This window comes from Aequorivita iocasae (genome assembly GCF_016757735.1).
GTDB lineage: Bacteria > Bacteroidota > Bacteroidia > Flavobacteriales > Flavobacteriaceae > Aequorivita > Aequorivita iocasae.
In genome coordinates, this window is sequence record NZ_CP068439.1 from 1,694,345 (window position 1) to 1,719,474 (window position 25,130).

A 25,130-nucleotide genomic window follows, 5' to 3' on the forward strand; every position below is an offset into this window, starting at 1 on the left:
TACTAATAAAAATGCCATGTATATTGAAAATTCAAATACTTCCAATACGTATGGGGTAGCTCAATTTGTAAATAAAGGAAGTGGGGGCGTTATATATGCTAGATCTACAAATAATGCCATAACCGGTGTTATTAGTGTAGGAGACTTTTCATATCAAGGAGGCGATGTAGATGACCATATAGGAGTTGAAGGAAGTTCAAGGCCAGCTGCCGGCTGGGGTATTGGTGTTTTAGGTATAGGAAATTACTACGGGGTATATTCTGATGGAGATTTTGGCGCTAGCGGCACTAAAACGTTTATTGCAGATCATCCTTTAGAACCAGATACCAAGTTATTACGTCATTTTTGTATAGAATCTAATGAAGTAACCAATATGTATCGAGGCACTATAGTACTAGATTCTAATGGACGGGCGGTGGTCCACTTACCGGACTATTTTGAAAAAATAAACACCAATGTAAGTTATCAATTAACAGCTATCGGGACACCTACTCAACCCTATGTAGCAAAAGAAATACTTGATAATCAATTTACAGTAGCCGGCGCGCCTAATACAAAAGTATCCTGGACGGTATATGCAGAACGTAATGACGCATATATGCAATTACATCCGAAAAGTAAAAAAGCTGTGATAGAGAAAAAAGGATCTCGAAAAGGAAAATATATTACTCCAACTTTCTATGGAAAATCAAATAAACAAAAGATGTTTGATTAATAGGAGTATATAGACACCTGACAAGGAGGAATACTGATAATTTATAAAGAAACAATAGTAGGCTAAAAGATACTTCGCTGTGCTCGTGTCAGCATGGTGTGTACTTGCAAAGTTAAGTAGCTCTGCCTTCCTCTCGCTTCGCTCGTCGGAGGCACGACGAAAATACTCATAGCCAGGGCCGTTGTGTGCAATTTGAGAAATTTTATTTTTATACCAAATTTTGGTATATTTGATAAAATTAGTACTCAAATGAACAAAAACACATCAATATCACTAGGAAATTATTTTGACCAATTCGTTCAAAACCGAATAAGCGAAGGAAGATTTAAAAACGTTAGCGAAGTTATTCGTGCTGGATTAAGACTTTTGGAAGAAGAAGAAAGTAAAGTGATTGCTTTGAAAAAAGCAATTCAAGAAGGAATTGACAGTGGAATAGCTCACGACTTTGACCCAAAAAAGCACCTTGAATCGCTAAAAGCGAAAAAACACTCAAATGGCTAAATATAAATTAACCAATAAAGCTGTTGAGGATTTATCAAAAATTTGGGATTACACTTTTGAGGTTTGTTCTGAACAGCAAGCGGACAAATATTACGACGGACTAATATCCGCTTGTAAAGAAATCGCTGAAAATCCAGAATTAGGAAAAAATTACAATGGAATTTCAAAACAACTTTTCGGAATGAAAGCAAATCGACATATAATTTTCTACAGAACTCTGAATGAAAACTATGTTGAGATAACGAGAATATTACACGAAAGAATGGACTTAAAGACAAGAATAGCAGAATAAAAACTGCACACAACACAGCATCCTATGAAAAGCACTAATCCCGTTCTTCAAAAATAATATTTTTATTTTAATCAGCTTTTAATGATGATTTTGGGGTGTTTAACTGTTGGCAATCCTCTCCTTTTTGCTGATTGATTGTCAACAGTTAAATACTTATAACTTGCTCCGCATCCTATGTGTGATCAACTCGTATTGGTCGTCACCAGCATCTGTATGATTATAAGTTATAATAAACCTGGCCACTTGCTATAAAATGTGATTCCAATTGCTTGGATCACCCACGGTGTTTTGTGATACAGGTAAATCTACTTCTTTGTGAGCTTAGTTATCTGTTTATTATTCAATGACCCCTATTTCATAAGGAGTTTCTGTTTTTATGACTGCTAAAGTTCTGCTCAATAATTTACGGGCGACCTTGATTATTATTGATTTGACGTTTTTTCCCAAATGCCTGCGATAATAGGTCTGCATTATCGGGTCTGTCCTGATGGCCTGCCAGGAGGCTTCTATAAAATAACTGCGCATCAATCTATGTGCCCGCATGGTTATTCCCGTGCTCTTTTGGTTGTCGCCACTCTGGTGGATTCCCGGTGCCAGCCCGACATAGCCGGCCAGATGTTTTATGCTGTTAAAACGCCTGAGATCTCCAAGCTCGCAGAGGATGCCGCAGGCTACTATACCACCTATGCCCGGAACACTTTTCAGTAAATAATAATCTTTCTTGTAATGCTTGCGGCAATAGGCACGCATCTTTGTGGAGACATCTCGCAGCTCCTGGTCTATGAACCTGAAGCTGCGCATCCTGCTGTCCAGTGTCTCACGTGCCGATGGATATGCAAAGGCCACTTCGTCCACCCAATTGCGGAACTTGTGACTCCAGTGGTCATTGTCAAACTCCTCGGGAATAGCAATGCCAAAATACAGCAACTGCATTTTTATAAGGCTCTTGATGCGCCTATAGTCCTTGACAAGATCGTTTCTTCTTCTGAAGAGACTGCGCAGCTGCTCCCGCTCCACATCGGGAACGTGGATGCCTTCAAACCTGCCATCCTTTAGCTCCCTGCTTATCAGTTGGGCATCTATTCTATCTGTCTTGGTAAAACGTTCCTTTCCCTTGCGGTGGATATCGGCAGGATTGACCACTAGGGAATTCCAGCCATAGGTTTTAAAACTGCGGTGGGCGTAATACCCGCAACAGCCAGCTTCATAAGCGGTGGTAACCTGATGGTCGGGAAAATGCTTGGCTACATACTCGTATAATACTTCAGGTTTTGGGGGCATAGCAAATGACTTGCCGCCAAACAGGTCGGTGGCACAATGAACTTTCCAGCTCCGCTTGTGAATGTCGATGCCAATGTATAACTTTGGTTGGGCAGTGGGTTCTAATTTCATATCTTATTGTTTTGGTGAACTTTAAAGATACGAGACTCGCTGCTTTTTCATAAATGCTAAAAATAATTGCTTGGCTCTAGCCTACTCGGAAAATCCTACGGATTTTCCTCTGGTTTGTTCCATTTTTAGTAAGTTAGTTGCTTGCACACGCAACTATCCTTACACAAACCGTTGTGTGCCATATAAAGAAACCCGATTAATGAGAATAACAATACTTCTGACTTTACTTTTTCTAACTCAATTAGGCTTTGGACAAGAAAGCAGAAAAGAATTGGCTGAATCGAAAATCTATGTTCGAGCGACCTACTTTGACCAAAAAAATGAGTTTATCGGACTTCAAGTAAGAACGGACTTAAAAGACACATTGATAGAAAACGGACATTTTCTAAAATTCAAAACGGAAGACTTTGTTGACTACACGAACATTGAAAAGAACGAAATATATTTCGAATCCTTTAATGACGGCAATTATAGACTTCTGAACAGAAACCTTGAAACGGTTCATAATATTGACTACAACGAAACGGAAGAACAAATAGCAACACTTTTTGGAAACCAAGTAAAAACTTCACTGGAATACATTGACACAAGAAGGAGCTACCCAAGAGATAGTTTAATTGCAACCGACAAAACTCCAAGAAAATATTACAGAACTGACAATTCAGAAATTTATACTGTAATTATTCCTGACTTGAAAACATTAGCGGTTTCAAGTAATGGACAGTTTTATACAAAACAACTTTACGGAGACAATTACAATGACATTTCGGAAGGAATTAAAAACGACTTTAGAACCAGCAATCGATTTGACATTGAACCAGGAGATGAAATCCAATTGTTTTATCGCAGAAAATGGTACAACGACTCAACAGGATTAGCTGAATACGAAGACAAACAATTTAAAAACGTCAGGTACATTGGAGATACAATAGTTAACGGAAAGAAGTCTCTTAAAATGGAGATTGAAGGCTACAACTATCTAAGCGGTTCAAAAGATGGACCAGAAGAATTTTTAATGCAGGTAGCAGACAGCGGTTACTATTACGGAAATCAGTTCATTCCGTTTAAAGAATACTCAACAGAACTAAAACTTATTGAGCAAGGTGGACAAAAAGGGTTTTTCCTTCAAGGAGTGAGTAAGGACACAATCAATGGATTTACCTATGAAAAAATAGTGCAAGCTACACCTGACCCTTACCGCTATTTTATTCTTCCGTTTTTTCCAATGCCATTTGTAGAGTTTGGAAACGTTCAAGGAATAATTACCTATTCGAAGATTAAAGGAATAGAAAAAGGGACAAAACGGGAAAGAACTTACATAATAGACGAAAACAACATTAGAGATATTTACAGCATTTCGAATAATAAAGTAAAAATAGAAATCTACTTTTTAGACAAATTCGATATTGAGATTGAAATCAAAGACTATGAAAATGATGAAGTAATCGGTTCATTAAAAACAAAGTCTAAAAAAGGAATAAACTCATTCATAGTAAAGACAGAAAAGTTAGAAAAAGTAAAATCATACAGCGTTCAGATAAACTTCAAAGGAGACAGTAATTCGGGAAGTTTCTCGAACGGATTTAAATCAAAACATTAAAAAAATACGGCACACAACAATGGGTATAAAACATAGGGCGGACATTGGTTTCCGTAAGTTTTGGGTTCTTAACAAGCTTAGTCTCGGTGGACAAGTACGCAGCTCCGAAATGCCCTACGTTTCATACCCGAAACCGTTGTGTGTAATTATGACCCGTCCTGAATAAAGGCTACATAATTTTAAACATTATGTACAAAAATGACAAAGTGATCAGACGGTATTCAGAACCATTTAAACTGAAAATTCTGGACGAACTTACCACCGGAAAACTAAACAAGAACCAATTAGGAAAACTCTACGGGATCAACCCCACCACCATCAATGAATGGATCAGGAAGTACAACCGCAAGGACCTAATGAACACCAGAGTAAAAGTGGAGACAAAGGATGAGATAACAAGAATAAAAGAACTGCAGAAAGAGATAGCACAGCTCAAGAAACTTCTTTTGAAAAAGGATATGGATGCCTTGATAGAGGATTCCTATCTAGAAGTGGCAGCCGAGAAACTGGGTTACAAATCGGTACTTGAACTTAAAAAAAAACTAAGTATCAAGCCCTGATAAAGGCCAAGGAAAAATCTAAGGGATTTGCCTCTCTAAGCACTATAACAGCCTGTTTCGGACTAAAACGTGATGCTTTCTACAAATACAAACGTAGAGCAAATGAACGTTTAGAAGTTGAGAAAAAGGTAGTGGCCATAGTGAAACAAAGACGCAGATCCCTTCCTCGGGAAGGCGTGAGGAAACTTGAAAGATCACTGATGAGTTTGGCAAAGCCAACCTGAAAATTGGCAGGGATACATTGTTCAGTATCCTTAGAAAGCACGGTATGCTGACACTTAGAAAAAAATACAGCTCCAGGACAACAAACTCCTTGCACAGGTTCAGGAAATACAAAAACATCATAAAGGATGTAAAGGTCACAAGACCCAACCAAGTCTGGGCCAGTGATATTACCTATATCAGAACCATAAAAGGCTTTTGCTATCTGGCACTCATAACAGATATGCATTCCCGAAAAATCATTGGTTATGACCTTAGCAACAGTCTGGAGCTTAAAGGGTGCGTTAGGGCTAAAGCGCTGTACCAAGCTAAGGACATTGATGGGCTCGTTCACCATTCAGACAGAGGCATACAATACTGTAGCAATGTTTACACCCAAATACTTAAAAGAAACAGGATAGATATTAGTATGACCGAAGAAAATCATTGTTACGAAAATGCCCTGGCAGAAGGCGTAAACGGTATATTGAAAGATGAATTCTATCTCGACCAGACCTTTACGGACATGGCCCACCCCAAAAGAGCGACAAAAAATGCAATTAAATTATACAATGAAATAAGATTACATTTATCTTTAAATTTCAAAACACCAAATATGGTATATTTAAAAACAGCGTAAAATCAATTTTAACCTGTAGCCATATTTCAGGACAAGACATTGTAACAAAGGACACTTCTTAACAATGAAGTACAAAAAAATAAAACCTTACAAAGAATTAGAACCCTATATTCATTTCTATTGGGAGTTGAGAGGAAACGAAGTTGAAAGACAATGGGAACGGGTTTTTCCAGATGGCTGTGCCGGTATTGTAATGAATTTGGGAGATTCTTGTTTGACTGACAACGGATCGACTAATATGGAATTTGGGAAAACCTATGTGGTTGGAGCAATGACTTCATTTAAAGATAGCTTAATTGATAAGGATACACACCTAATAGGTGTTTGTTTAAAACCTGCAACTTTTTCAAATTTCTACAGCTACACTTCACAAAATGAGCTGACAAACGACACCGTAGAATTTGAAAAATCTAATTCATTTAATCTTGATAAAACAATAGAAAATCCATTTAATTATTTTGACCATTTTTACTCCGAAAGAATAATTACCAAATTCAACCAATTACAAAAGGTTATTGGGGATATTCATTTCACAAACGGGCAAATGAGTATTTACGAACTTTCTAGAAGACATTTCATAACGACGAGACAATTGGAGCGAAATTTCAAAAAATTCATTGGACTGTCACCGAAAGAATATTCAAACATAATTCGTTTTCAAAATGCTTTGAACATAATTAAAAACTCGAGTGAAAATCGCAGTTTATTGGATATTGCATTTGAGTGCGGTTATTATGACCATTCACATCTTAATTATGAAATCAAGCGAAATACAGGACTCTCACCATCACAGCTTTAAATGTCGGATTTATACAAAGTGTAAATGGTTTTCTAAAATTAATTTTGCCAAAACATTAAAAGTTTAGAACAGATGCGAAAAATATCACTTTTCATTGCCACAAGTTTAGACGGCTACATTGCAAAACCTAACGATGATTTGAGTTTCTTAAAACTCGTAGAAAAAGAAGGTGAAGATTATGGTTATGCAGCATTTACGGACACAATTGACACTTTGATTATTGGTAGAAAAACTTATGATTATGTCCTTAAGGAAATTGGCTCATCATTTTATGACAATGGACAACGAGACGTATATGTCATAACAAGAACCCCAAGACCAAGTGTTGGTAGAACAACTTTTTACACAGGAAAATTGACCGATTTGGTAGCGCAACTCAAATCTGAAAACGGAAAAAACATCTATTGTGATGGTGGTGCAGAAGTAATTAATGAATTATTAAAAAATGATTTAATTGATGAATTTATTATCTCGGTCATTCCTGTTTTGCTAGGGAGTGGTACAAGGTTATTTAAAGACGGGCGACCTGAACAAATACTCGAATTTGTAAAAGTAAAAACATTTGAAACAGGCTTAACGCAACTGCATTACAAACGGAAAAAATAAAAACGAACCGACAACAAAGAACTGAGGTAAAATACAACACTTTTCTTCATTAAATTTTGACATTATTGTGCTGTTGTCTGTTGTCTGTTGTCTGTTGTCTGTTGTCTGTTGCCTGTTGTGGTTTGTGGGTTGTTGGTTGTTGGTTGTTGGTTGTCTGTTGTGGAATGGTTGGATGGTTGGACTATAGCTTAAGGCCTAAAGCTTACAGCCTATAGCAAAAAAGATTTATATTTGGTATTCTCCCTGGTTTTAATTTGCCACTTAGGGTTTGCTATAGAAGAAGGTTTTATGTTTGTTTTATATTTGTAAAATAGGCGAAAAAAGTTATTAAATTTTGGGCTAAACCAAACTTATTGGGGGGCTAAACCTAATACAGTCGGAATTATAAACAACTTGGTTATAATTTAGAAGGGCCTTCTATAAAACAAAGAAAATGACCCAATCTGAACTCATAATTTTAAATTTTTCGGAAATAAGGCGACGAAGCATCAAACTTTGGAATGGACTTCCTGAGAGCCATTATCATTGGAAACCTGATGAAAATGCAATGACTGCCATAGAAATGGTTAGACATGTCTTGGAAGCAGATTATGGATGGAATATTATAATCAATCAAGGGGATATGAAGAATTATAAAACACCGTGGAAGAATAGACCATACGTTAGCGTTACTGACGAACTTGAATTTGCCAACCCTTACAGAGATACATTTTTAGAAAGTATTCGGAAGTTTTCGGATACAGATTTGAACAAAACTGAAATTGTTCACCCAGGCAATGGAGACAAGAAAATACTTGCGAAATATTTATTGCGAATTGGATATCATGAATCTGTTCATGCAGGACAATTTCTTTCGTATTTAAGAGCAATGAAATTAGAGCGTCCAGAGATATGGGACTGAAGAAATTAAAAATTACTATATTTTATATGCATTCCAATTAAAAAACCCCTCATTTGGTTTTCCGTTTACTGTTGTGGGTTGTCTGTTGTGGGGTTGTCTGTTGTGGGTTGTCTGTTGTCCCCACCTACGCTAAAAGCTTCGGTGGACAAGTGTTGTGGGTTGTCTGTTGTGGGTTGTCGGTTGTGGGTTGTGGGTTGTTTGTTGGTTAGTTCAAAAAAAAATCTCTTAAATTTGTGAATATTAATTGGAGCGGGTACTGCATAGTAATTGTATGTATATTTTAGTATTCTTTGAAAACTATTTTCAAAAATGTTGAATTTATAGTGGATTCCAATCAGCACATAAAATCACTCATCCATCACATCCGCCAAGATGTAACTCTTGATGAATATGCCATTGACAAACTTTCTTCTGTACTTGTAATTAAGGAGTTGAATAAAAAAGAGTTTTTACTTGAACCCGGTGAAACGGCCAATACAATGAACTTTATTGCACAAGGCTGTATGCGCAGTTATTATTTAGATGAAAATGCACAAGAACACACATTGCAATTAGGTATTGAACAGTGGTGGATAAATGATCTATACAGTTATTTGAGCAGGAAAAAATCGCGGATGTATGTTCAGGCTTTAGAGAAAACATTACTTATACAATTACCTAGAGTAGAATTAGAAAAACTCTATATTGAAGTGCCCGAGATCTCTAATTTCTTTCGTATAAAAATTCAAAGTGCTTATGTTGCCGTTCAAGAGCGCGTTATCGATAGTATGAGTGATGATGCCTATGAACGATACGATACCTTCAGAAGATCGTATCGCGATATTGAACAACGCGTGCCGCAATACATCATCGCATCTTACCTTGGGGTAACTCCAGAATTTTTAAGTTATTTACGAAAAAAGCATTCCTAAGTTTGCTTCTTAATATACCTTAAGTTTTTTCTACTAACAGCACTCTAATTTTGACCCATATACTAATTACTGGGTCATGTTACGATTGATAAACTTTATAATATTTACCATAATTGGAACTTCAGTATCCGTTGGTCAAGCTATTAGTTTCACTCCCGAAATATTTTTAGGAAATCGCGCTACAGCATATCAACATTTTATTGGATATAAATTTAATGACACTTGGTCTATTAATAATGTATCCCTTTATGATACAGAATACATTAATGATAAGAACAACATCTTTTTTATTAGAAATATGTTGTCCTATAATTTCACCCCACGGTTTAAAACCAATTTCGCTGCAGGTATAAAGAATCCTGGAAAATTTGCTACAATATCGACCCAATACGAGTATGCCACATCAAACTTTAGACTAAGTTATGCTATTGGCAGCACCTATCAAAGTGGCTTCACTTTAGAACAAAATTTAAGACTTAATTACACCCCAAGATTAAGCAAAAATATCCAGGGCTACATAAACCTCTTCGTTGTAGTCAATACCAATTTAAAGGTTTTGGATAGAGGCATTCAGCAATTACGTGTAGGGATAAAGAACAAACAGCTTATTACGGGAATAGGGGCAAATTTAGATCAGTTTACAAAAGCAGAAAAAACACTTGAAAACTTCGGAGCATTTATAAAATATAACTTTTAAACATTTTAATTATGAACACAAAACAACACATTGGATTATTATTGCTAAGAGTGAGTATTGCTTTTACCATGTTAATTTACGGGATAAGCAAATTAAACTTTGGGATTGAATACATTAATGGTTTGCTCGAACACTACGGACTTCCAACATTTTTGGGCTATGGGGTTTTTGTTGGTGAAATCATTGCGCCTCTTCTTATTATTATTGGCTTTAGAACCAAACTTGCAGGACTTGTTTTCGCTATTAATTGCTTTGTGGCAATTTTAATGGATCGGCTTCCAGACGTGTTAAGCTTAAATGAGCACGGGGGCTGGTCTATTGGGTTAATCTTTATCTATATGATGTTCGGCCTCGCTATGTTCAATACAGGCTCTGGGAAGTATGCTTTATCAACAAATAACAAATGGGACTAACTACTAGTTATGAAACTTTTGTTATACATATTAGCATTAACTGGAGGTGTATTTTTAGCTGTCCAAGCCGGATTTAACTCCCAATTGGGAGGAATTTTAAAGCAGCCTATTGCGGCTGTAATAGCTTCGTCTTTAAGTAGTGTTGTTTTCGGATTCATTATGCTGCTGCTATTGGGAAAAGGCAGTATTCAACCGATTACAACAACGTCTGTGCCTTGGTACTTATGGTTTATGGGAGGGTTATTCAGTGTTATTGGTATCTCCATTTACTTCTACGCCATTCCCAAAATGGGCATTTCAAAAATGATTGCGCTTGGACTTTGCGGGCAGCTTATTTTTTCAATAGTAGCAGGAAAATATGGTTGGCTTAATCTACCAGTAGAACCACTCACCACAAAAAGGCTTATTGGAACAATAGCTATGCTAATAGGCATTATACTTATTAATACTAAATAATTTAAAATGGAACATATTGAATACAATATCCATAACTTATTAAATCTTTACGCAACCGTTGGTAAACCATTTAATGGATATGCAAGTGACAGTGCAATAGGTTATAGCCGGATACAGGCTTCTGAATGGCCTAATAAAATTTGGTCTAACCAAAAGCTCACGCCGGATGTTCTTCAAAACATCAAAATCCTTATTGAATCGTCACAAATTAAAATGCATTTTATTGACTTTGAATTTGATGGCAAAGCAAATCATACACTTATTGAACAACTGGGATTTGAACTTAGCAGTTCCATGCCAGGTATGCATTTAAAGCTTACAAAACCTTTTGAAACCTCTAACAGATTAAGCTTCAGAATGGTGGCTGAAATAACAGAAGCTAAAATTTGGACCGCTGTTTTTAAGCAATCCTTCGGGTATGTGATAAGTGAAGACCTGGTATTAAAGAACTTGAATAAAATACATTTCTATATAGCTTTTGAGGATAGTAAGCCTATTGGAGTTGTTAAATTACATCTCACCAATAATATAGCTGGTATCTATAGTCTAGGTGTTCCCGTTGCTTTTAGAGAGAATGGTTTTGCTAAAGAAATCATGCACTTTGTATTAAATAAAGCAATACAGCAAGGAGCAACTGTTGCGACCTTACAAGCTTCTAAACTAGGGCAGGGGATGTATGAAAGGATGGGATTTAAAAATGATTTTACAATGCATAGTTATAAATTAAAAACACAATAAAATGGAATTACTTAAAAACTTAAACTGGCGTTATGCCACGAAAAAATTTGATACATCGAAGAAAGTGTCGGATGTTAATCTTAATAAACTAAAAGAGGCTATACAACTATCGGTGTCTTCCTATGGATTGCAGCTGTATAAAGTTTTAATTATTGAAGACCCAGCGATTAGAGAAAAGCTAAAACCGGTGTCTTGGAACCAAAGTCAGATTACTGATGCATCCCACTTGTTTGTTTTTTGCAATTATACAGATGCTACTCCTGAAGCCATTGACGCTTTTATTAAGCAAACGGCTGAAACGCGAGATCTCGATTTGGACAGACTGAACGGCTATGGTGATTTTATAAAAGAAAAATTGCAAGAAAAAACACCTGAAGAAAAAACAAGTTGGTTAAAGGCCCAAACCTATCTAGCCCTTGGAAATTTATTGAACGCTTGTGCTGAGCTAAAAATAGACGCTTGCCCTATGGAAGGGTTTGAACCAGAAGCTTATAATAAAATTTTAGGACTTAATGAACAAGGCTTAAATGCTACGGTAATTGCGCCCATAGGGTATAGACATAAGGATGACCACACTATTGGACAATTAAAAGTGCGGAGGCCTAAGGAAGCGCTTTTTGAAACAATATAATATTATGACCGCTTTTTGATCTAAAGGTTTGGGCTAGTTCCCAAACCTTTTTTAATTTAGTGTCTTCATTATTAAAGAAGCTTCCCTTATGGAAAATGAAATTGTAAGGTTAATTTCCAGATACCTTGAACTTACCAATGAAGAAGCTTCAGCTTTTGCGGAATGTATTCCAATTAAGTCTTTTAAAAAAGGGGATATACTTTTAAGGGAAGGTCAGGTATGCAGGGATTCCTATTTTGTAATTGAAGGCTGCGTTAGAAAATACTATATTATCGATGGTGATGAACGCACCACTGCATTTTATGTTGAAGATGAATCCATCGCGTCCTTACAAAGCTATACAAACAAAACTCCAGCCAATCATTATTTTGAATGTGTGGAGGATTGTAGGTTAGCTGTTTTAAATTATGAAAAAGAACAGGAGTTGTTTAAACGTGTTCCCAAGTATGAAGCTTTGTGCCGTATGTCTATGGAGGATGACTTTGGTGAGCAACAGGAAGCTTTGGCCAAATTCATAACTTCGAGCCCGGAAGAAAGGTATAAAAACCTTTTGGAAACTAGACCCGATTTAATACAACGTGTTCCTCAGTACCATTTGGCCAGTTATTTGGGTGTTAAGCCAGAATCTTTAAGTCGCATAAGGAAACGAATAGCTAAGAAATAAATTTTGATTGCAAAAAAAAAATGCCCTAGAATAAATCCTAGAGCATCTAAATAATACCTATTAAACAAGGAGGTGCTATCCTTTTCTTTTAATAACTTTTACGGTTTTATGATCAACCGTACCTAATGAAAGTATTCGAAGCCACAAACTGGATTTTGTTTCAATGGTGTACTTTTCGGCTTCCAATTCGCTAACGAGTGCTTGCACATTATTTTCTTTTACATTGATGCCCAGAATGTGCAAATCACTTGTTTTTTTAAAGGTTAGTTCTTTTGTCTTTTCCCCAAATACTTTTCCTACATTTTCAAAGGGTTTTGTTTCTGTATTCACCGCAAATTGTTGCACGGAACAGGAGGATATTGATAAACATACCAACATTCCCAATAATACTTTTTTTATACTCATACTATTAATTTATTATATGAAACAAAAGTATTCTAGATTTAAACCTTGTTCATTGACTTTGGTTAAGAAGGAAGAATTACTAAAACGCAATAAATAAGAAGCCAGACATACAGTCTGGCTTCTCCATTTTAACCTAATCAATTATAACTAATCAAAAAAAATAACTAGTTTCTTTCAATCCCTAAAATATTAATTTTTAACTACTTTTTTGATTGTAATTTTTCCAGATTCTGCAGTTATCTGTAGAATATATAAACCTGGTGAGAGTTGAGATAAATTCATTTCTGAACTATTAATAGTTTCAATTATTTTTTTGCCTGTTGCATCAAACAAAATAAGATTTTTTGGCATTTCACCACCAACCGATACATTTATTAACTCTTTTGTGGGATTAGGAAAAACCAAAACGTTGTCGGCTGCAAGCAGGTTTTCATTAGTCCCCAATATGTTCAGGTCAATAGTATATTTTAATAAACCCAGGTCTATACTACCTATATAGACATCAGCATTTTCTTCATTAAATTTAACGGTGGATGCTACTGAACCTATAGATAACAAATCATCATTTTCTATGGTCTCCCAGGTTTGTCCTTCATCGGTTGAATAAATTAATGTAAATTCAGAAATACGAGAATTGTGGGCCATCCCAACTAAATGGCCGGCTGTAGCGGTAGAATGAAAAATTTGATGTACAAGTTCATCATAAATTCTATTCCAGGTTTCCCCATTATCTAATGAGGTAAAAACACCTATATTGGTGGCAATAGTTAGCTGCTGATCATTTAGAGGATTTGCGTTTAAACTTAATATGAGATCTGAGCGATTATCCAATAATTCTAAGCCGGAATTTGACAGCGTCCAATTTGCTCCATAATCCTCGGATTTGTACACGGTTGTTCCAATGGTGATTAAAACATGACCTTGATTTAATGGGTCAAAATGAATTCCTTTAATTATTCCGCTTTCCGGTAAGGTAATGTCATTTGTTACTATAGCGTTTAGATCACTAATATCTGCTCGTTTAAGTTCTACATTTCCGTTGGTATCTGATAAGGAAAACCAAATAACACTTGAATCAAAAGGATCTGTTCCTGCAGCATCGAAGAAGTTCATGAAGGTATTAAGTATTGGATGCTTATTTTGCCCATGGTCTATACTCACTTCAAGATCAGACCCAAACCATCCAGAACTAAATGTAAATATTCTGCCTTCGACAAATTTATCTGTAAATAACGTGGGTGCGTCTCCTTGGGTATACCAATCAATGGGTAGAATATCAAAGTCTTCTTCATTTTCTGTAGTTAAATTTCTATTGATGTACCCGTATTGAACACCATAATACAAATGTCCATCCCCTTCCGGAAATAAACCTATTGAACCTGTAGATAAGTAGAAATTGTTTTTTGCCCAAGTTAAAGTGGCTCCTCCATCATTTGAAAACTGTGGATGGTAATTGCTGGTTATAAAAATTTCCTCCTCATTAAAGGGGTTAAATGAAAGATAGGTGCCGTAGTAATAGCCGTGGACATCACTAGTGTCGTGAACATAATTTTCCCAGGTTATTCCGTTATCGGTGGAAATTATTATTTCATTTTCTTCCAAAACGATAATGCTATTTTCAACCTGCGGATTGAAGGAAATGTAAGTAATATCATTGAGTTGTTCATCCGTAAAAGTGATGGGTACTATATTCCAATTTTCACCTCCGTCGACCGAACGGTATAAGTTTTCGTCCGTACTGCCAAAACTAATTCCTGTCCCCGCATAAATAACATTCGTATTGTGAGGGTTAAACACTACTGGAGCTAAAACAACCCCTTGTAATTTTTCTTCCCAAGTTTGACCCCCGTCGTATGATTGAAATAAGCTGCCTTCAACATTGTTAGGTCCTAGTCCTCTGGTTAAGATTAGGTGATTTGGATTGCTGGGGTTTATCGCAACGCTATTAATGGCTACGTCGTCATGCTCAGATTTTGTATAGACTAAATCCCAATTTTGGCCACCATCCGTGGTATAATATGTGTTTTCTAAGGTGCCAAAATCTATTTTAGTATTCATCAAGATTACATTAGGGTCTGCATCATACAAGCTGTACGACTCTATATATTTATCTCCAGAACTATAAGGAATTTCTATTTCATCGATAACTGTATTGGAATTTAAATCTAAAATTATGATGGTGTTATTTGCAGACCCTTGATTGTACTTAATAAAACTCAAGGCCGAATTGTTTCTCGCCAACTTTAAATCTTTAAAAGTTGTAACATCTTGCACTGACATTGAAAATAATACTTCCCAATTTTGGCCATTATCATTTGAAACCAAAATATGGTTATAGAGCGATGTGGCATATAATTTATTTTCTACTGAAGGGTCATAGGTAATATTAAAGATTCTACCGTAGTCTGACGAACCTACAGCTTCCAATTGTGCAAATCCTTTCTGGTATAGGGAGAGGGCCAAAACCAGAATAAGCCATGTAAACTTGTTTTTCATTGTTGTTTGTTTTTAATAATTAAGTGGCGAAAATGAAGAATTGAATATTTTTTGAAGAATTTCTGACACGAATTACTAGGACATACGGCAAGAGAAAATAGGACATGCCCAATTTTACTGTAGTTCCGAGAGGTATGGATATAAGCTAGAAGTATCGGGTAATCCTATCTTTTTAGCAATACGTTCCTTTCTTTTTCTGCAGGCATCCTGAGTTATGTTGAAAAGAGAAGCAATTTCTTTAATAGAAAGATTCATGTATAAATAAGAAATGAATCGAATGTCATTTGTATTTAATGATGGGTGTTTTTCTTTTAAATTTTTCAAAAACCCATAGTTTGCTTCTTCAAAATGAACCAAGAAATCGTTCCAGCTGGCATCATTTCTTAAATGTGATTTTAATTGAAGTACTAATTTTTTTAGATCGCTGTTACTGTCCAGATCTTTATATGATTTGATGGCTTGTAAGACTTCTTGAAGCAATTCGTTTCTGCTTGCTATTTTCAACGCTTTTACCGTTAGTTTTCTATTTTTGGATTCCAGCTCGTTTTCGAGTTCCAACATTTTAATCTTCTGATCACTTTCAGAAATGATCTTCTTTTGTTTGAATTTTGAGATATGCATTCTCCATGCCCAAATGGAAAGTAAAAGCAATAGGGCAATAGCGCTGATAAGTATATAAAATACTTTACGTTCTGCATTGAATTCTAGGGTATTATCTTCTAACTCTTTTTCGAAACGTTTGATATCGAATTTTACCTTATTGCCTTCAAACTGATTTCTACTTTTAACCCTAAACAGGCTATCTTTTAAAATAATTACCGAATCCCTATAGGTTCGTGAGCTTTTGAAGTCTTTTGAATTATAGGAGAGCAAGGAGAGTTGCTCGTATATTTTAATTTGAATATCAAGACTGCCCTTAATATAGTTAGCCTCTTTAGCAAACTGTTTCGCCCGTGACCAGTCATCTTTTGTTTGGTATATTTTTGAGAGTAGTAGATATGCTTCCGATTGGTGTTCTATGAGTTCAGCATTTTTTAATTGTGGAATAAGGGCGTTAATTAAATTTTCGGCATCTTTTAAATCTCCTTTTAAAAAGTGATTCTCTGCTAGTGCATATTTACCTTGAAGTAAAATATTTTTTTCATTTTTCAGGAGGGGAAATGCAATTTTTAAATATTGGTTCGCTTTATCTAAATGGTTGAGTTTATTATAAACAAGACCCAAATTTATGGCATAGATTCCTATTTTAACTTTCTCATTATGTTCATTTGCTATAGTGTACGCCTTTAAAAAATAATTTTCAGCCTCTTTATACTTTTTTTCCTCAAAGTATAAAATACCAACATTATTTAAAACAACCATTTCCCTTTGGGGGTTTAGATGGGATACTGCAACATTATATGCAGCCAAGTAGTTCTCTAGGGCCTCACCAAATTCTGATAGTTGATAATAATTATTGGCTATATTATTGAGGGCTAAAAACTGCTCTTCATGCCATTGGTGCGAACTGGCAATATTCTGGGCATTTATAAGTAGTTCTAAGGATTTAGGGTACTCTTTTTTGTGCAATGCCTCAATGGCCGTTTGAATTAATTCTTGGCATTGCTCCTTCGAATTTTGAAGAGGGCTAACTATTAATAAGAAGACAATAAAAAATAACTTCATTTAATCTATATTATATCTACCAGCTTCTAATCTTTCCCTTATGCCAAAACTGTCCGCTTTCAACGTCATTATTTAATAAGTTAAAAATATCTCCAGCCACATCTTTGGGTAGTCGTGGGGCTACTTTTCCTCCCATATCGGTCTGGGTCCAACCTGGATCTAGAGACGATACTGTTATACTTTGACTTTCCAATCGCTTTGCCAACAACTTAGTGTACATATTTAAAGCTGCTTTAGACATTTTGTAATGAGGCTGAAATTCATCAAAATTCAATTCACTAAAAGAGCCCCAATCTGATGTAATATTTATGATATGCGCTTTGGCATTTAATCTAGGCAGGAGTTTTTCAGTTAGTTCAATAGTGCCAAATACATTAATATTAAAGGTTTGTTTTAACTGTTCCATATTAATTACTGAAGCATCCCATTTTTCGAGTAATATTCCTGCATTGTTTATTAAAAAATCAAGTTTAAGATTCCCTAAACTCAGGATAAATTTATCGATAGAAAAGTTATTTGACAAATCGAGTTGTAAACATTGAAAATTAGGTTGGTTTAATGTATGATTTCCAGAAGTTGAACTTCCAATAACTTGCGTATTTGCATTTTTAGTTAACAACTCAACCGTTGCTAAGCCAATGCCTCTGCTGCTTCCTGTAACTATTCCGTATTTCATAATAATTCCTGTTTATTCCTTTTCGTCAAAAAAATAAGGGTAATAATATAAATGACTACAATTGTAAAAGGGATTACCACAAATCGTTGTTCTGGAAATAGATACCACAACAATACAATTAAAATGGTTCTTGTAAGTGAATGGAAAATACCCACCCAATGCTTAATAATCCATGAAAATGGTAACCACATGGTTCCTGTTAAAACTCCTACTGTTAATGGTAATGATGTATAATCTTTCAAAAAGAAAGGTATGGCAATCGCATACACCAACACAGCCTGAGCTACTGTATAAAGAAACAAACCATCAAATACATTTTTAGGTTTTGTTTTATCTAAAAAGTTTTCTCCTGTAAATTTTGATACAAAAAGTGCTAAATACACAATACTTCCCGTGGCAATAAATAATATCCACACAGTTATTCTATCAGGAAATAATAATCCTGAAAGACCAACCAAAAACCAAGCTATTAATCCGGAAAGTGGTGTTGCTAAAAATTTTCTGTTTGCAAATTCGATGCGTTGTTGTTCTAATGAAGCCATAAGTTATTATTACTCAATCAAAAGTTTACCAATATTCTTTAATTTTAGAAATCTTCCCATTCTTAAACTCAAAAAGGGCCATTTGCTCGTTACCTTCAACTCTTTTACCCTCGTGTTTTGTAATAAAACGTTTGCTTACTGTAATGGCGTTTAAACCATAAATAATGTTTTCGATTTTTATATCCATAACACTGCCGTCATAGCCTCCATTTTTTTGATTTCTTTTGTAACCATTGTAGAGGTCTTCACGAGAATAGATTCCGCCATACTTTGGATGCACATAAGTAAAATCATCTGTAAATAACTCAAAAATGTTATCGATATCTTTCAGGGTTGAGTTTTGCTGAAATACTTTTAGGTTGAGCTCATAATACTGATTTAAAGTATGGTTGAGCGAATCTTTATGGGTAAGATTACTTTGTTGGGCTTGGGCAAAATGAAGGACTCCAAATAATAGCGCAGTTAAAATGACAAATTTTAGTTTCATGTTTTTTATTTTATTAATTCCATGTGCAAAATCGGATAGGGTTTTCCTGAGGGATCCAATTCAGATCGCCCTATGGTCTCAAAGCCACAATGTTTGTAAAACCCAACAGCTTGTTGATTCTGCTCATTGACATCTACTTTGTTTACATTAAGGCTGTTAATTGCATATTCCAATAAAGTTTTTCCTATTCTTTTCCCTATATGTGTTGGGTGAATGAATAGCATTTCTAGACTACCATCTATGACGCCTACAAACCCATTTATTTTATAATTCTCATCTCTATAGCACCTTAATTCAACAGCGTCTAGATAGGTATTTAGAATTAAGGGTTTGAAATAGGCGATGTCTTCTTCTTTTAAAAAATGATGCGTTGCCCTTACAGATGCTTCCCACACATTTACAACCTCTTTATATTCGAATTTATCTATATAGTCTATTCTATGGTCCATTTTATATTGTCTTAAATAGGTGCTGTTGGAATCCTAAGGGATAGTGTTTCCATTAATTTTTATTTATTGGGTTCAATATCTTTTGTATAAGACGCTAAACGTAAAAGGTCATAAGATTTTTTTAAATGTCCCTGTATTACTGATACAGCACTATGATTAATTAGCAATGATCTAGAAACAGATTGTTTATTTTCTTCTACAATTTGTTTTATTACTGCTTTAGCATCTTCTTTGCCTTTTGTTTCATAGGCTAATAAGACTTTAACGGCATTTTCTTCCGCAGTTATTGCTCTTTGTTTCGGGGTGTATCCTATTTGCTTTACCATAGCTTCAGCCATTGCCCATACTGACCATGGATTTTGACCAGTAATTAAATTATTATCGTGACTTATTTTTTCAAGATACATGATGCCTTCGTTAAATACGGCTCCTTGAGATATCAGTTTATCTTGCAATAAAAAAGGAAATACAGATTCTGCATTTGGAATTAATAATAACTCTTCCTTATTGGTAAAGCTACTTACCTGCTTATTTTTTAAAAATGACTGCCCATCATTTAAGGTAACATTTACAAATGCTGCAGGGCCATGACAGACTGCCCCTATTACTTTGTTATTCTTATGGAAATCTTGTATTAGAGCATGTATAAATTTATTATTTGGAAAATCAAACATCGCTCCTTTCCCTCCGACAAAATAAACAGCATCATATATTTTAGGATTAATATCTTTTAATATAAGGCTGTTATTGGTTTTGGATTGCGCAATTGAATCATTCAAAAATGCATAATCGAATATTCCCATATCATCATCATCTAACACCACAGGTGGCTTCCCTCCTAAAGGACTTGCTATATCAACATCAAAACCATTAGCTTTAAAAACATAGTAAGCTCTTGCTAATTCCGTTAGTTCATATCCTGTGCCTTTACCACTTGTACCCATTGTAGCCGTGCTGGTTACAACAGCCAGTATTTTTCCACGATACGCTGGTACATCTTTAGTGATGTAATTGATATCACGCACTTGACTATTAACTAAGGTGCCATCTTCTACCGGTAATAGACTCGCGATATATATGCCAATAAAGATAAGGACAGCCACAATAAGGGTTAGCGCGGTTAGTATCCATTTAATAATTCGATATTTTTTAAACATATTTTTTTTATTGATTTATACCGTATTTTATTTCAGCTGGTTTGAAACAGCTCGTCAATTTTAGATTTAGCACTTTTATCTGGTGCGACTTTATAAAATTCCTCAAGCAAATCTAAAGTTGTAGGCTTTTTAGGATATTGATTATTGGCTAAAAAACTTCTTAATGCTTCATTGACTTTATCTTCGCCTATTAATTCAGATAATTCTACCATTGCTATTGCACCTTTTGAGTAAGCTATATGTGTTGCGCCATAAGGCACTCTGTATAAAGGTGGATTTCCGTAAAGTCCTTTTTCATTATCATAAATTTGTTGATGTATTTCAACGCGTTCCATCATGCGTTCTTTCCCATACATTTTTTTGTAAATCATCATTTCGGTATACATGGCTAAGGACTCGGTAAGCATTGAAGCGCCTTCTCTTTCATCTGGATTTATTTGACTATTTCCCCACCATATATGAGCCAACTCATGGCCTGCTAATTCATTTATAACATCTTTACTTGGATCACTATCTATATTGGCATGAAATATCATGTTTTCGGTCATAAAAATGGTTGCTGGATATGCTGTTGCCGCAAACCCACTCGTAAAAGATGAGACCTCTACAAAGCTTATTTTTTCAAATGGATACCCATTAAAATTATTTACACAATAATCTAAACTCAATACGGCATTTTTTAGCAGTCGCTCTACATTTTCAAAATGCATGTCATGATAAAGTACTTCAATTTCTATGTTACGATGCTTGATAGTTTGTTTTTGGTATTTAGCAGATGCAACTGCAAATCGAAATGGAATACCATAGACTTTGTATTGGGTATTTGTCCTATCGTTTTCAGTCCAGGTTTTAACAATATTGCCTATTCCCATAGGTATTTGATTGCTTTCAGTGGTAAGTACCATATTTAAATTTATAAAGTCATTTTTAAAGACTTTTGGTGCTTCAAGCTTCTTTAAACCTGTTGGATTACCGAGTCCGTATTCTTCTCGTTTTTGTTCGTCTTCTATCTCTTTATCTGATTGGTATCCCAACAAAGGATAATAATTACTAATCCTCATAAACGTACCATTATCAACGATAGCATTAAAAGATTGATGTCCATTGACAGCAAACCATTTGTATGATAAATTAAACTGCAGAGTCGCTGTATCACTTGGCATAAAAGGCTCATCAAGTTTTATCTCTGATACAATCTCATCAACTGAAATATCTTTATTATGGATTCTAAATGTTGCTTGATTTAATTCTAAGTCGGAATGAAAATTCAATAGAATCTTATTTATTGGTTCATCTGATAGATTTTGAATTCTATATTTTCCTTGAATTTTATAAGAATTTTCAGAAGGATACAAGTCTATTTTTGTGTCTACATCTATAATTGTAGGTTGGGGTATATTTTGATAATTACGGTAATTTTTTTCATAATTAACCGCTTCAACTAGTTTTGTGTCTTCATTTTTTGGTGAATAGCCATTCATGAAATTAAAGCCTCCAAAAACGCTAAATCCAAAGAAAACAATGGCAATAAAAGATTTCAATTTGGTCCATTGTTTAAATTTCAAAAATGAATTTAAAATCCATATTAAGCCCAGCAGGCAAATTCCAAAAAGCAATCTATTTGAAAAGGCTGACAGATATGCACCATAACCATTTAGGTCACTAAACACACCATTAAATCCTGAGAAAACATGTAATAATGGATATGGCAACAACATTTTTATTAATGGTGTTGTAAAAACTACAACCGCTACTATTGAAATACCTAAGGCTACATATTTGCTATTGATGATACTATTGATAAGAAGTAACAATGTGCCGAAAAGGAAAAGTGGAATTGTATTAAATATAATAACCCCAAAATAAGCCAACCAATCAATTTGTGTATATCCATAACTGATTTGAAACACTAATGCCAATACTATAAGTAACGTTGTTAAGAATACTAATAACAAAGCCAATGACATTAAGTGCCCTTTTAATTTTGCTTTTGAAAAAAATGTACTGTCTTCAATTAAATAAAAATGGGCTGCACTACTTCTCCAATACATGTCATTAATAAAATACACCAAAATGAACGCACCCAATAAGTGAAAGCTTTGCGAAATAGAAGTCGCCAAAAGACCAGAACTGGCATAATAATCTGGTAAACGTATGCCTTTATCAATATCTGAATACATTTCCATACCAACGAAGAACACCAATAGCATGGAAACAGCAACTATAGTTACGCTTTTAAAAAGGTAAATTAAATCAACCTTTGCAAAGGATATAATTGAGTTTAATTCTGACTTTAAACCAAAATTAAGAGCTGGTATTTTAACTTTTGTCAATCTTACTATTCCTGCTTTAACGTTATCCTTTTTACGCTTCAATTCCTTTTTACTTGTTGTTTTATTGAACACATAAAAACGATAAGAAATAGCCAAAAACAACATTGATAACACCACATAAACTATACGGTTGATGGCCAAAAAGCCTTTAAGTGGCACGATGAATTGATTTTTTTCAGAAACACTCAAGTCTCTAGCTTCAAAGAAATAGGCAGATGTTCCAAAAGGATCCAGCAATGATGATAGTTGCTGTACTTCAATAGATTGCGGGATGCTTCCTGCCATAAATGGCGAATTAGAAAACACTAATAATACCATGTAAAGAACATACAATAGTAAACCTCCAATAACCACTAATAACTTCTTACGCGTTGTATAGGCAACCATAAACAAGAAGCTACAAACGAAGAAGCAGTTTAAAACCCCAAAGATTAAAAACGGATAGAGATATGACCAAACACTAAATCCTAACAGCATTTCGCTACCTGTTCGTAAGTTCTGACCAATGACAAATCCTATAATTAAGATTAAAAAACTTAAAAATGCTTTTAACGTAAATGCTGAAAACTTCCCTTTTAAATAGTTTTTAAGGGAAATTGGATATGAGAATAACATTATATCAAATTTTGTGTCCCATTCCTTAAACAGAATCTCTAAGGCAAATAGAATAGCCATAAAAATTATTGACAGACTCAACAATGCCATCATAAAGCCAATGGTGTATGGGGAATTAAGATAAATTCCTTCACCAGCAGTTAAATTAAACTTATAACCGCAAAACCATCCTATAAATACTAATAGTAAAGCTGTTAAACCTAATACATACCGGTTACCGCTATGCTTTAATTGAAATTGAAGTATAGCATTCATAATTAATTGTTTTGGGAAAGCACATTAAAGTAAACGTGCTCCAATATTGGTTCAACTGGTGAAAATTCTTCAGGTTGTGTAGATGCAAACACTGTAATTTGAAGTTGACGCTCTATAAGTTGTTGACTAATAACTTTTAGATTTGATTGGTAAGTTTCCAGTTCATCATTAGCAATAAATTTTGACCAGATTTTACCTTCTAAATCTTCAATTAATTCTTTTGGCTTACCAATTTTAAGAATTCTACCTTTATTCATAATGGTCATTTCAGAACATAGGTTTTTCACATCTTCAACTAAATGAGTAGATAAAATCACAATTACTTCACTACTAATATCACTTAGAAGTGCATTAAAACGGTTACGCTCTTCTGGGTCCAGGCCGGCAGTAGGCTCATCCACAATGATAATTTTAGGACTTCCCAATAAAGCTTGAGCCACGCCAAAGCGTTGTTTCATTCCCCCAGAAAAAGTATGTACTTCTTTGTTCTTAAAATTCCAAAGGTTTACTTTCTCTAACAAATATTGAATCTGTTTCTGACGTTCAACTTTATTATTAACACCTTTTAAAATAGCTATATGGTTTAATAAATCGTATGCATTTACTTTAGGGTAAACTCCAAAATCCTGAGGTAAAAACCCTAAGTGCTTTTTAATTTCTTCAGGATTATTGACAATGTCGGCATTATTGAATAGGATTTTCCCGGAAGAAGGTTTTTGAAGCCCAACGATTGTTTTCATTAGGGAGGATTTTCCAGCACCATTTGGGCCTAATAACCCGAACATTCCATTCTTTATTTCCAAAGAAATATTTCTAATTGCTTGATGCCCGTTTTTATAGGTTAGCTCTAGATTGTTAATTTTTAGAGTGTTCATGATTTAATATTTTTAATGGTGTTAGTTGTCTTTAAAGTTGTTGCTTTTTATTAAAAAGATATTATTTACACCATTGATTTATTACAATAGGTAGCTCTTTCAAAATCCCGAATGTTTATTGAAATAATAGGCACTTCAGGAAACATCACTTTCAATTCTGAAACAATTCGTTTTGAAAGTTCTGCTTTTTGTTCTGTGGTTCTTCCTTCCATGATATTTCCAAAAACATGGATAAAGTGATCACTTGTATTTCCAGTGATATAATATTGAAATGGATTAATACGAACTTTAATTTCCTCAGGAATGAATAGTCCTGTTGACACCGCAGTATCGTATACTTTCTGATTAATCTCTTGTGGTGATTTTAATTTTACGATCTGCTCAGAGCAGTCTATTACAAAATGTGGCATGATTTATTGTTTTTTTGAACTTTATTTTTGATTTACATAGCTCCTGCA

General features: G+C 34.7%; 28 protein-coding genes. 16 read left to right on the forward strand and 12 right to left on the reverse strand.

Features of this window, described 5'->3' with window-relative positions:
* The first annotated feature begins 16 nt into the window (after positions 1-16).
* From JK629_RS07775 to JK629_RS07785, 3 genes are all read left to right on the forward strand, one after another.
* Complete coding sequence (locus JK629_RS07775; protein ID WP_202335098.1) at positions 17-715, forward strand: hypothetical protein; 699 nt, start codon at positions 17-19, stop codon at positions 713-715.
* A gap of 249 nt (positions 716-964) precedes the next feature.
* Positions 965-1,216 (forward strand): type II toxin-antitoxin system ParD family antitoxin, encoded by a 252-nt coding sequence (locus tag JK629_RS07780; RefSeq protein ID WP_202335099.1) that lies wholly within the window; start codon positions 965-967, stop codon positions 1,214-1,216.
* Positions 1,209-1,508 carry a type II toxin-antitoxin system RelE/ParE family toxin gene (locus JK629_RS07785; protein WP_202335100.1) on the forward strand — a complete coding sequence of 100 codons (300 nt, stop codon included), beginning with the start codon at positions 1,209-1,211 and terminating at the stop codon, positions 1,506-1,508. Before JK629_RS07780 ends, JK629_RS07785 begins: the two co-directional genes overlap by 8 nt.
* A 336-nt stretch (positions 1,509-1,844) precedes the next feature.
* On the opposite strand, the gene JK629_RS07790 is transcribed toward JK629_RS07785, so the two are convergent.
* Positions 1,845-2,900: an IS110 family RNA-guided transposase gene (locus tag JK629_RS07790; RefSeq protein WP_202335101.1), complete on the reverse strand. Its 1,056-nt coding sequence runs from the start codon at positions 2,898-2,900 to the stop codon at positions 1,845-1,847.
* A 199-nt stretch (positions 2,901-3,099) separates the two neighbouring features.
* Here JK629_RS07790 and JK629_RS07795 point away from each other — a divergent pair, with 199 nt between their 5' ends.
* The 13 genes from JK629_RS07795 (at position 3,100) to JK629_RS07855 (ending at position 12,717) form a co-directional block, all read left to right on the forward strand.
* Complete coding sequence (locus tag JK629_RS07795) at positions 3,100-4,500, forward strand: hypothetical protein (protein WP_202335102.1); 1,401 nt, start codon at positions 3,100-3,102, stop codon at positions 4,498-4,500.
* A gap of 188 nt (positions 4,501-4,688) precedes the next feature.
* Positions 4,689-5,060: a transposase gene (locus JK629_RS07800; RefSeq protein WP_202335103.1), complete on the forward strand. Its 372-nt coding sequence runs from the start codon at positions 4,689-4,691 to the stop codon at positions 5,058-5,060.
* A gap of 193 nt (positions 5,061-5,253) precedes the next feature.
* The gene (locus JK629_RS07805; protein ID WP_202338021.1) at positions 5,254-5,901 is read left to right on the forward strand and encodes an IS3 family transposase; all 648 of its coding nucleotides are present in this window, start codon (positions 5,254-5,256) and stop codon (positions 5,899-5,901) included.
* A gap of 64 nt (positions 5,902-5,965) precedes the next feature.
* Complete coding sequence (locus JK629_RS07810) at positions 5,966-6,700, forward strand: helix-turn-helix transcriptional regulator (RefSeq protein ID WP_202335104.1); 735 nt, start codon at positions 5,966-5,968, stop codon at positions 6,698-6,700.
* A 72-nt stretch (positions 6,701-6,772) separates the two neighbouring features.
* A complete protein-coding gene (locus JK629_RS07815) occupies positions 6,773-7,306 on the forward strand; it encodes a dihydrofolate reductase family protein (protein WP_202335105.1) in 534 nt (177 codons plus the stop codon).
* 433 nt (positions 7,307-7,739) lie between these two features.
* Complete coding sequence (locus JK629_RS07820) at positions 7,740-8,207, forward strand: DinB family protein (protein ID WP_202335106.1); 468 nt, start codon at positions 7,740-7,742, stop codon at positions 8,205-8,207.
* 290 nt (positions 8,208-8,497) lie between these two features.
* Complete coding sequence (locus tag JK629_RS07825; RefSeq protein ID WP_394369415.1) at positions 8,498-9,118, forward strand: Crp/Fnr family transcriptional regulator; 621 nt, start codon at positions 8,498-8,500, stop codon at positions 9,116-9,118.
* A gap of 76 nt (positions 9,119-9,194) precedes the next feature.
* On the forward strand, positions 9,195-9,815 hold the full coding sequence (locus JK629_RS07830; protein WP_202335107.1) for a hypothetical protein: 621 nt from the start codon (positions 9,195-9,197) through the stop codon (positions 9,813-9,815).
* An 11-nt stretch (positions 9,816-9,826) separates the two neighbouring features.
* Positions 9,827-10,228: a DoxX family protein gene (locus JK629_RS07835; RefSeq protein ID WP_202335108.1), complete on the forward strand. Its 402-nt coding sequence runs from the start codon at positions 9,827-9,829 to the stop codon at positions 10,226-10,228.
* Positions 10,229-10,237: 9 nt separating this feature from the next.
* The gene (locus JK629_RS07840; protein WP_202335109.1) at positions 10,238-10,684 is read left to right on the forward strand and encodes a DMT family transporter; all 447 of its coding nucleotides are present in this window, start codon (positions 10,238-10,240) and stop codon (positions 10,682-10,684) included.
* Between the two features lie 6 nt (positions 10,685-10,690).
* Positions 10,691-11,422 carry a GNAT family N-acetyltransferase gene (locus JK629_RS07845; protein WP_202335110.1) on the forward strand — a complete coding sequence of 244 codons (732 nt, stop codon included), beginning with the start codon at positions 10,691-10,693 and terminating at the stop codon, positions 11,420-11,422.
* A 1-nt stretch (position 11,423) separates the two neighbouring features.
* Positions 11,424-12,053 (forward strand): NAD(P)H-dependent oxidoreductase, encoded by a 630-nt coding sequence (locus JK629_RS07850; protein WP_068762494.1) that lies wholly within the window; start codon positions 11,424-11,426, stop codon positions 12,051-12,053.
* A gap of 88 nt (positions 12,054-12,141) precedes the next feature.
* Positions 12,142-12,717, forward strand: coding sequence for a Crp/Fnr family transcriptional regulator (locus tag JK629_RS07855; protein ID WP_202335111.1), 576 nt, complete (start codon positions 12,142-12,144; stop codon positions 12,715-12,717).
* Between the two features lie 75 nt (positions 12,718-12,792).
* Here the strand turns inward: JK629_RS07855 and JK629_RS07860 are convergent, their stop codons facing one another.
* From JK629_RS07860 to JK629_RS07910, 11 genes are all read right to left on the reverse strand, one after another.
* A complete protein-coding gene (locus JK629_RS07860; protein ID WP_202335112.1) occupies positions 12,793-13,122 on the reverse strand; it encodes a hypothetical protein in 330 nt (109 codons plus the stop codon).
* A gap of 189 nt (positions 13,123-13,311) precedes the next feature.
* On the reverse strand, positions 13,312-15,618 hold the full coding sequence (locus JK629_RS07865) for a VPS10 domain-containing protein (RefSeq protein ID WP_202335113.1): 2,307 nt from the start codon (positions 15,616-15,618) through the stop codon (positions 13,312-13,314).
* 114 nt (positions 15,619-15,732) lie between these two features.
* Positions 15,733-17,283 (reverse strand): tetratricopeptide repeat protein, encoded by a 1,551-nt coding sequence (locus JK629_RS07870; protein WP_202335114.1) that lies wholly within the window; start codon positions 17,281-17,283, stop codon positions 15,733-15,735.
* A gap of 16 nt (positions 17,284-17,299) precedes the next feature.
* Positions 17,300-17,959 (reverse strand): SDR family NAD(P)-dependent oxidoreductase, encoded by a 660-nt coding sequence (locus JK629_RS07875; protein WP_202335115.1) that lies wholly within the window; start codon positions 17,957-17,959, stop codon positions 17,300-17,302.
* Positions 17,956-18,501, reverse strand: a complete 546-nt coding sequence (locus tag JK629_RS07880; protein ID WP_202335116.1) for a DUF7010 family protein — start codon at positions 18,499-18,501, stop codon at positions 17,956-17,958. Before JK629_RS07880 ends, JK629_RS07875 begins: the two co-directional genes overlap by 4 nt.
* 25 nt (positions 18,502-18,526) lie before the next feature.
* Positions 18,527-18,988, reverse strand: coding sequence for a DUF4440 domain-containing protein (locus JK629_RS07885; RefSeq protein ID WP_202335117.1), 462 nt, complete (start codon positions 18,986-18,988; stop codon positions 18,527-18,529).
* Positions 18,989-18,993: 5 nt separating this feature from the next.
* On the reverse strand, positions 18,994-19,437 hold the full coding sequence (locus JK629_RS07890) for a GNAT family N-acetyltransferase (protein WP_202335118.1): 444 nt from the start codon (positions 19,435-19,437) through the stop codon (positions 18,994-18,996).
* Between the two features lie 59 nt (positions 19,438-19,496).
* Positions 19,497-20,594 (reverse strand): type 1 glutamine amidotransferase domain-containing protein, encoded by a 1,098-nt coding sequence (locus tag JK629_RS07895; RefSeq protein WP_202335119.1) that lies wholly within the window; start codon positions 20,592-20,594, stop codon positions 19,497-19,499.
* A 32-nt stretch (positions 20,595-20,626) separates the two neighbouring features.
* The gene (locus JK629_RS07900) at positions 20,627-23,797 is read right to left on the reverse strand and encodes an ABC transporter permease/M1 family aminopeptidase (RefSeq protein ID WP_225625974.1); all 3,171 of its coding nucleotides are present in this window, start codon (positions 23,795-23,797) and stop codon (positions 20,627-20,629) included.
* Between the two features lie 2 nt (positions 23,798-23,799).
* On the reverse strand, positions 23,800-24,672 hold the full coding sequence (locus JK629_RS07905) for an ABC transporter ATP-binding protein (RefSeq protein WP_202335120.1): 873 nt from the start codon (positions 24,670-24,672) through the stop codon (positions 23,800-23,802).
* 65 nt (positions 24,673-24,737) lie between these two features.
* Positions 24,738-25,082 carry a 5-carboxymethyl-2-hydroxymuconate Delta-isomerase gene (locus JK629_RS07910; RefSeq protein WP_202335121.1) on the reverse strand — a complete coding sequence of 115 codons (345 nt, stop codon included), beginning with the start codon at positions 25,080-25,082 and terminating at the stop codon, positions 24,738-24,740.
* Positions 25,083-25,130 lie beyond the last annotated feature (48 nt).

Bases quoted from the DNA above. Each gene is read 5' to 3' on its own strand.
- JK629_RS07845 (WP_202335110.1), top strand. From the start codon at position 10,691: ATGGAACATATTGAATACAATATCCATAACTTATTAAATCTTTACGCA.
- JK629_RS07795 (WP_202335102.1), top strand. From the start codon at position 3,100: ATGAGAATAACAATACTTCTGACTTTACTTTTTCTAACTCAATTAGGC.
- JK629_RS07905 (WP_202335120.1), bottom strand. From the start codon at position 24,672: ATGAACACTCTAAAAATTAACAATCTAGAGCTAACCTATAAAAACGGG.
- JK629_RS07785 (WP_202335100.1), top strand. From the start codon at position 1,209: ATGGCTAAATATAAATTAACCAATAAAGCTGTTGAGGATTTATCAAAA.
- JK629_RS07910 (WP_202335121.1), bottom strand. From the start codon at position 25,082: ATGCCACATTTTGTAATAGACTGCTCTGAGCAGATCGTAAAATTAAAA.
- JK629_RS07875 (WP_202335115.1), bottom strand. From the start codon at position 17,959: ATGAAATACGGAATAGTTACAGGAAGCAGCAGAGGCATTGGCTTAGCA.
- JK629_RS07900 (WP_225625974.1), bottom strand. From the start codon at position 23,797: ATGAATGCTATACTTCAATTTCAATTAAAGCATAGCGGTAACCGGTAT.
- JK629_RS07890 (WP_202335118.1), bottom strand. From the start codon at position 19,437: ATGGACCATAGAATAGACTATATAGATAAATTCGAATATAAAGAGGTT.
- JK629_RS07855 (WP_202335111.1), top strand. From the start codon at position 12,142: ATGGAAAATGAAATTGTAAGGTTAATTTCCAGATACCTTGAACTTACC.
- JK629_RS07780 (WP_202335099.1), top strand. From the start codon at position 965: ATGAACAAAAACACATCAATATCACTAGGAAATTATTTTGACCAATTC.
- JK629_RS07800 (WP_202335103.1), top strand. From the start codon at position 4,689: ATGTACAAAAATGACAAAGTGATCAGACGGTATTCAGAACCATTTAAA.
- JK629_RS07815 (WP_202335105.1), top strand. From the start codon at position 6,773: ATGCGAAAAATATCACTTTTCATTGCCACAAGTTTAGACGGCTACATT.
- JK629_RS07775 (WP_202335098.1), top strand. From the start codon at position 17: ATGTATATTGAAAATTCAAATACTTCCAATACGTATGGGGTAGCTCAA.
- JK629_RS07850 (WP_068762494.1), top strand. From the start codon at position 11,424: ATGGAATTACTTAAAAACTTAAACTGGCGTTATGCCACGAAAAAATTT.
- JK629_RS07830 (WP_202335107.1), top strand. From the start codon at position 9,195: ATGTTACGATTGATAAACTTTATAATATTTACCATAATTGGAACTTCA.
- JK629_RS07880 (WP_202335116.1), bottom strand. From the start codon at position 18,501: ATGGCTTCATTAGAACAACAACGCATCGAATTTGCAAACAGAAAATTT.
- JK629_RS07870 (WP_202335114.1), bottom strand. From the start codon at position 17,283: ATGAAGTTATTTTTTATTGTCTTCTTATTAATAGTTAGCCCTCTTCAA.
- JK629_RS07860 (WP_202335112.1), bottom strand. From the start codon at position 13,122: ATGAGTATAAAAAAAGTATTATTGGGAATGTTGGTATGTTTATCAATA.
- JK629_RS07865 (WP_202335113.1), bottom strand. From the start codon at position 15,618: ATGAAAAACAAGTTTACATGGCTTATTCTGGTTTTGGCCCTCTCCCTA.
- JK629_RS07895 (WP_202335119.1), bottom strand. From the start codon at position 20,594: ATGTTTAAAAAATATCGAATTATTAAATGGATACTAACCGCGCTAACC.
- JK629_RS07810 (WP_202335104.1), top strand. From the start codon at position 5,966: ATGAAGTACAAAAAAATAAAACCTTACAAAGAATTAGAACCCTATATT.
- JK629_RS07885 (WP_202335117.1), bottom strand. From the start codon at position 18,988: ATGAAACTAAAATTTGTCATTTTAACTGCGCTATTATTTGGAGTCCTT.
- JK629_RS07835 (WP_202335108.1), top strand. From the start codon at position 9,827: ATGAACACAAAACAACACATTGGATTATTATTGCTAAGAGTGAGTATT.
- JK629_RS07820 (WP_202335106.1), top strand. From the start codon at position 7,740: ATGACCCAATCTGAACTCATAATTTTAAATTTTTCGGAAATAAGGCGA.
- JK629_RS07840 (WP_202335109.1), top strand. From the start codon at position 10,238: ATGAAACTTTTGTTATACATATTAGCATTAACTGGAGGTGTATTTTTA.
- JK629_RS07790 (WP_202335101.1), bottom strand. From the start codon at position 2,900: ATGAAATTAGAACCCACTGCCCAACCAAAGTTATACATTGGCATCGAC.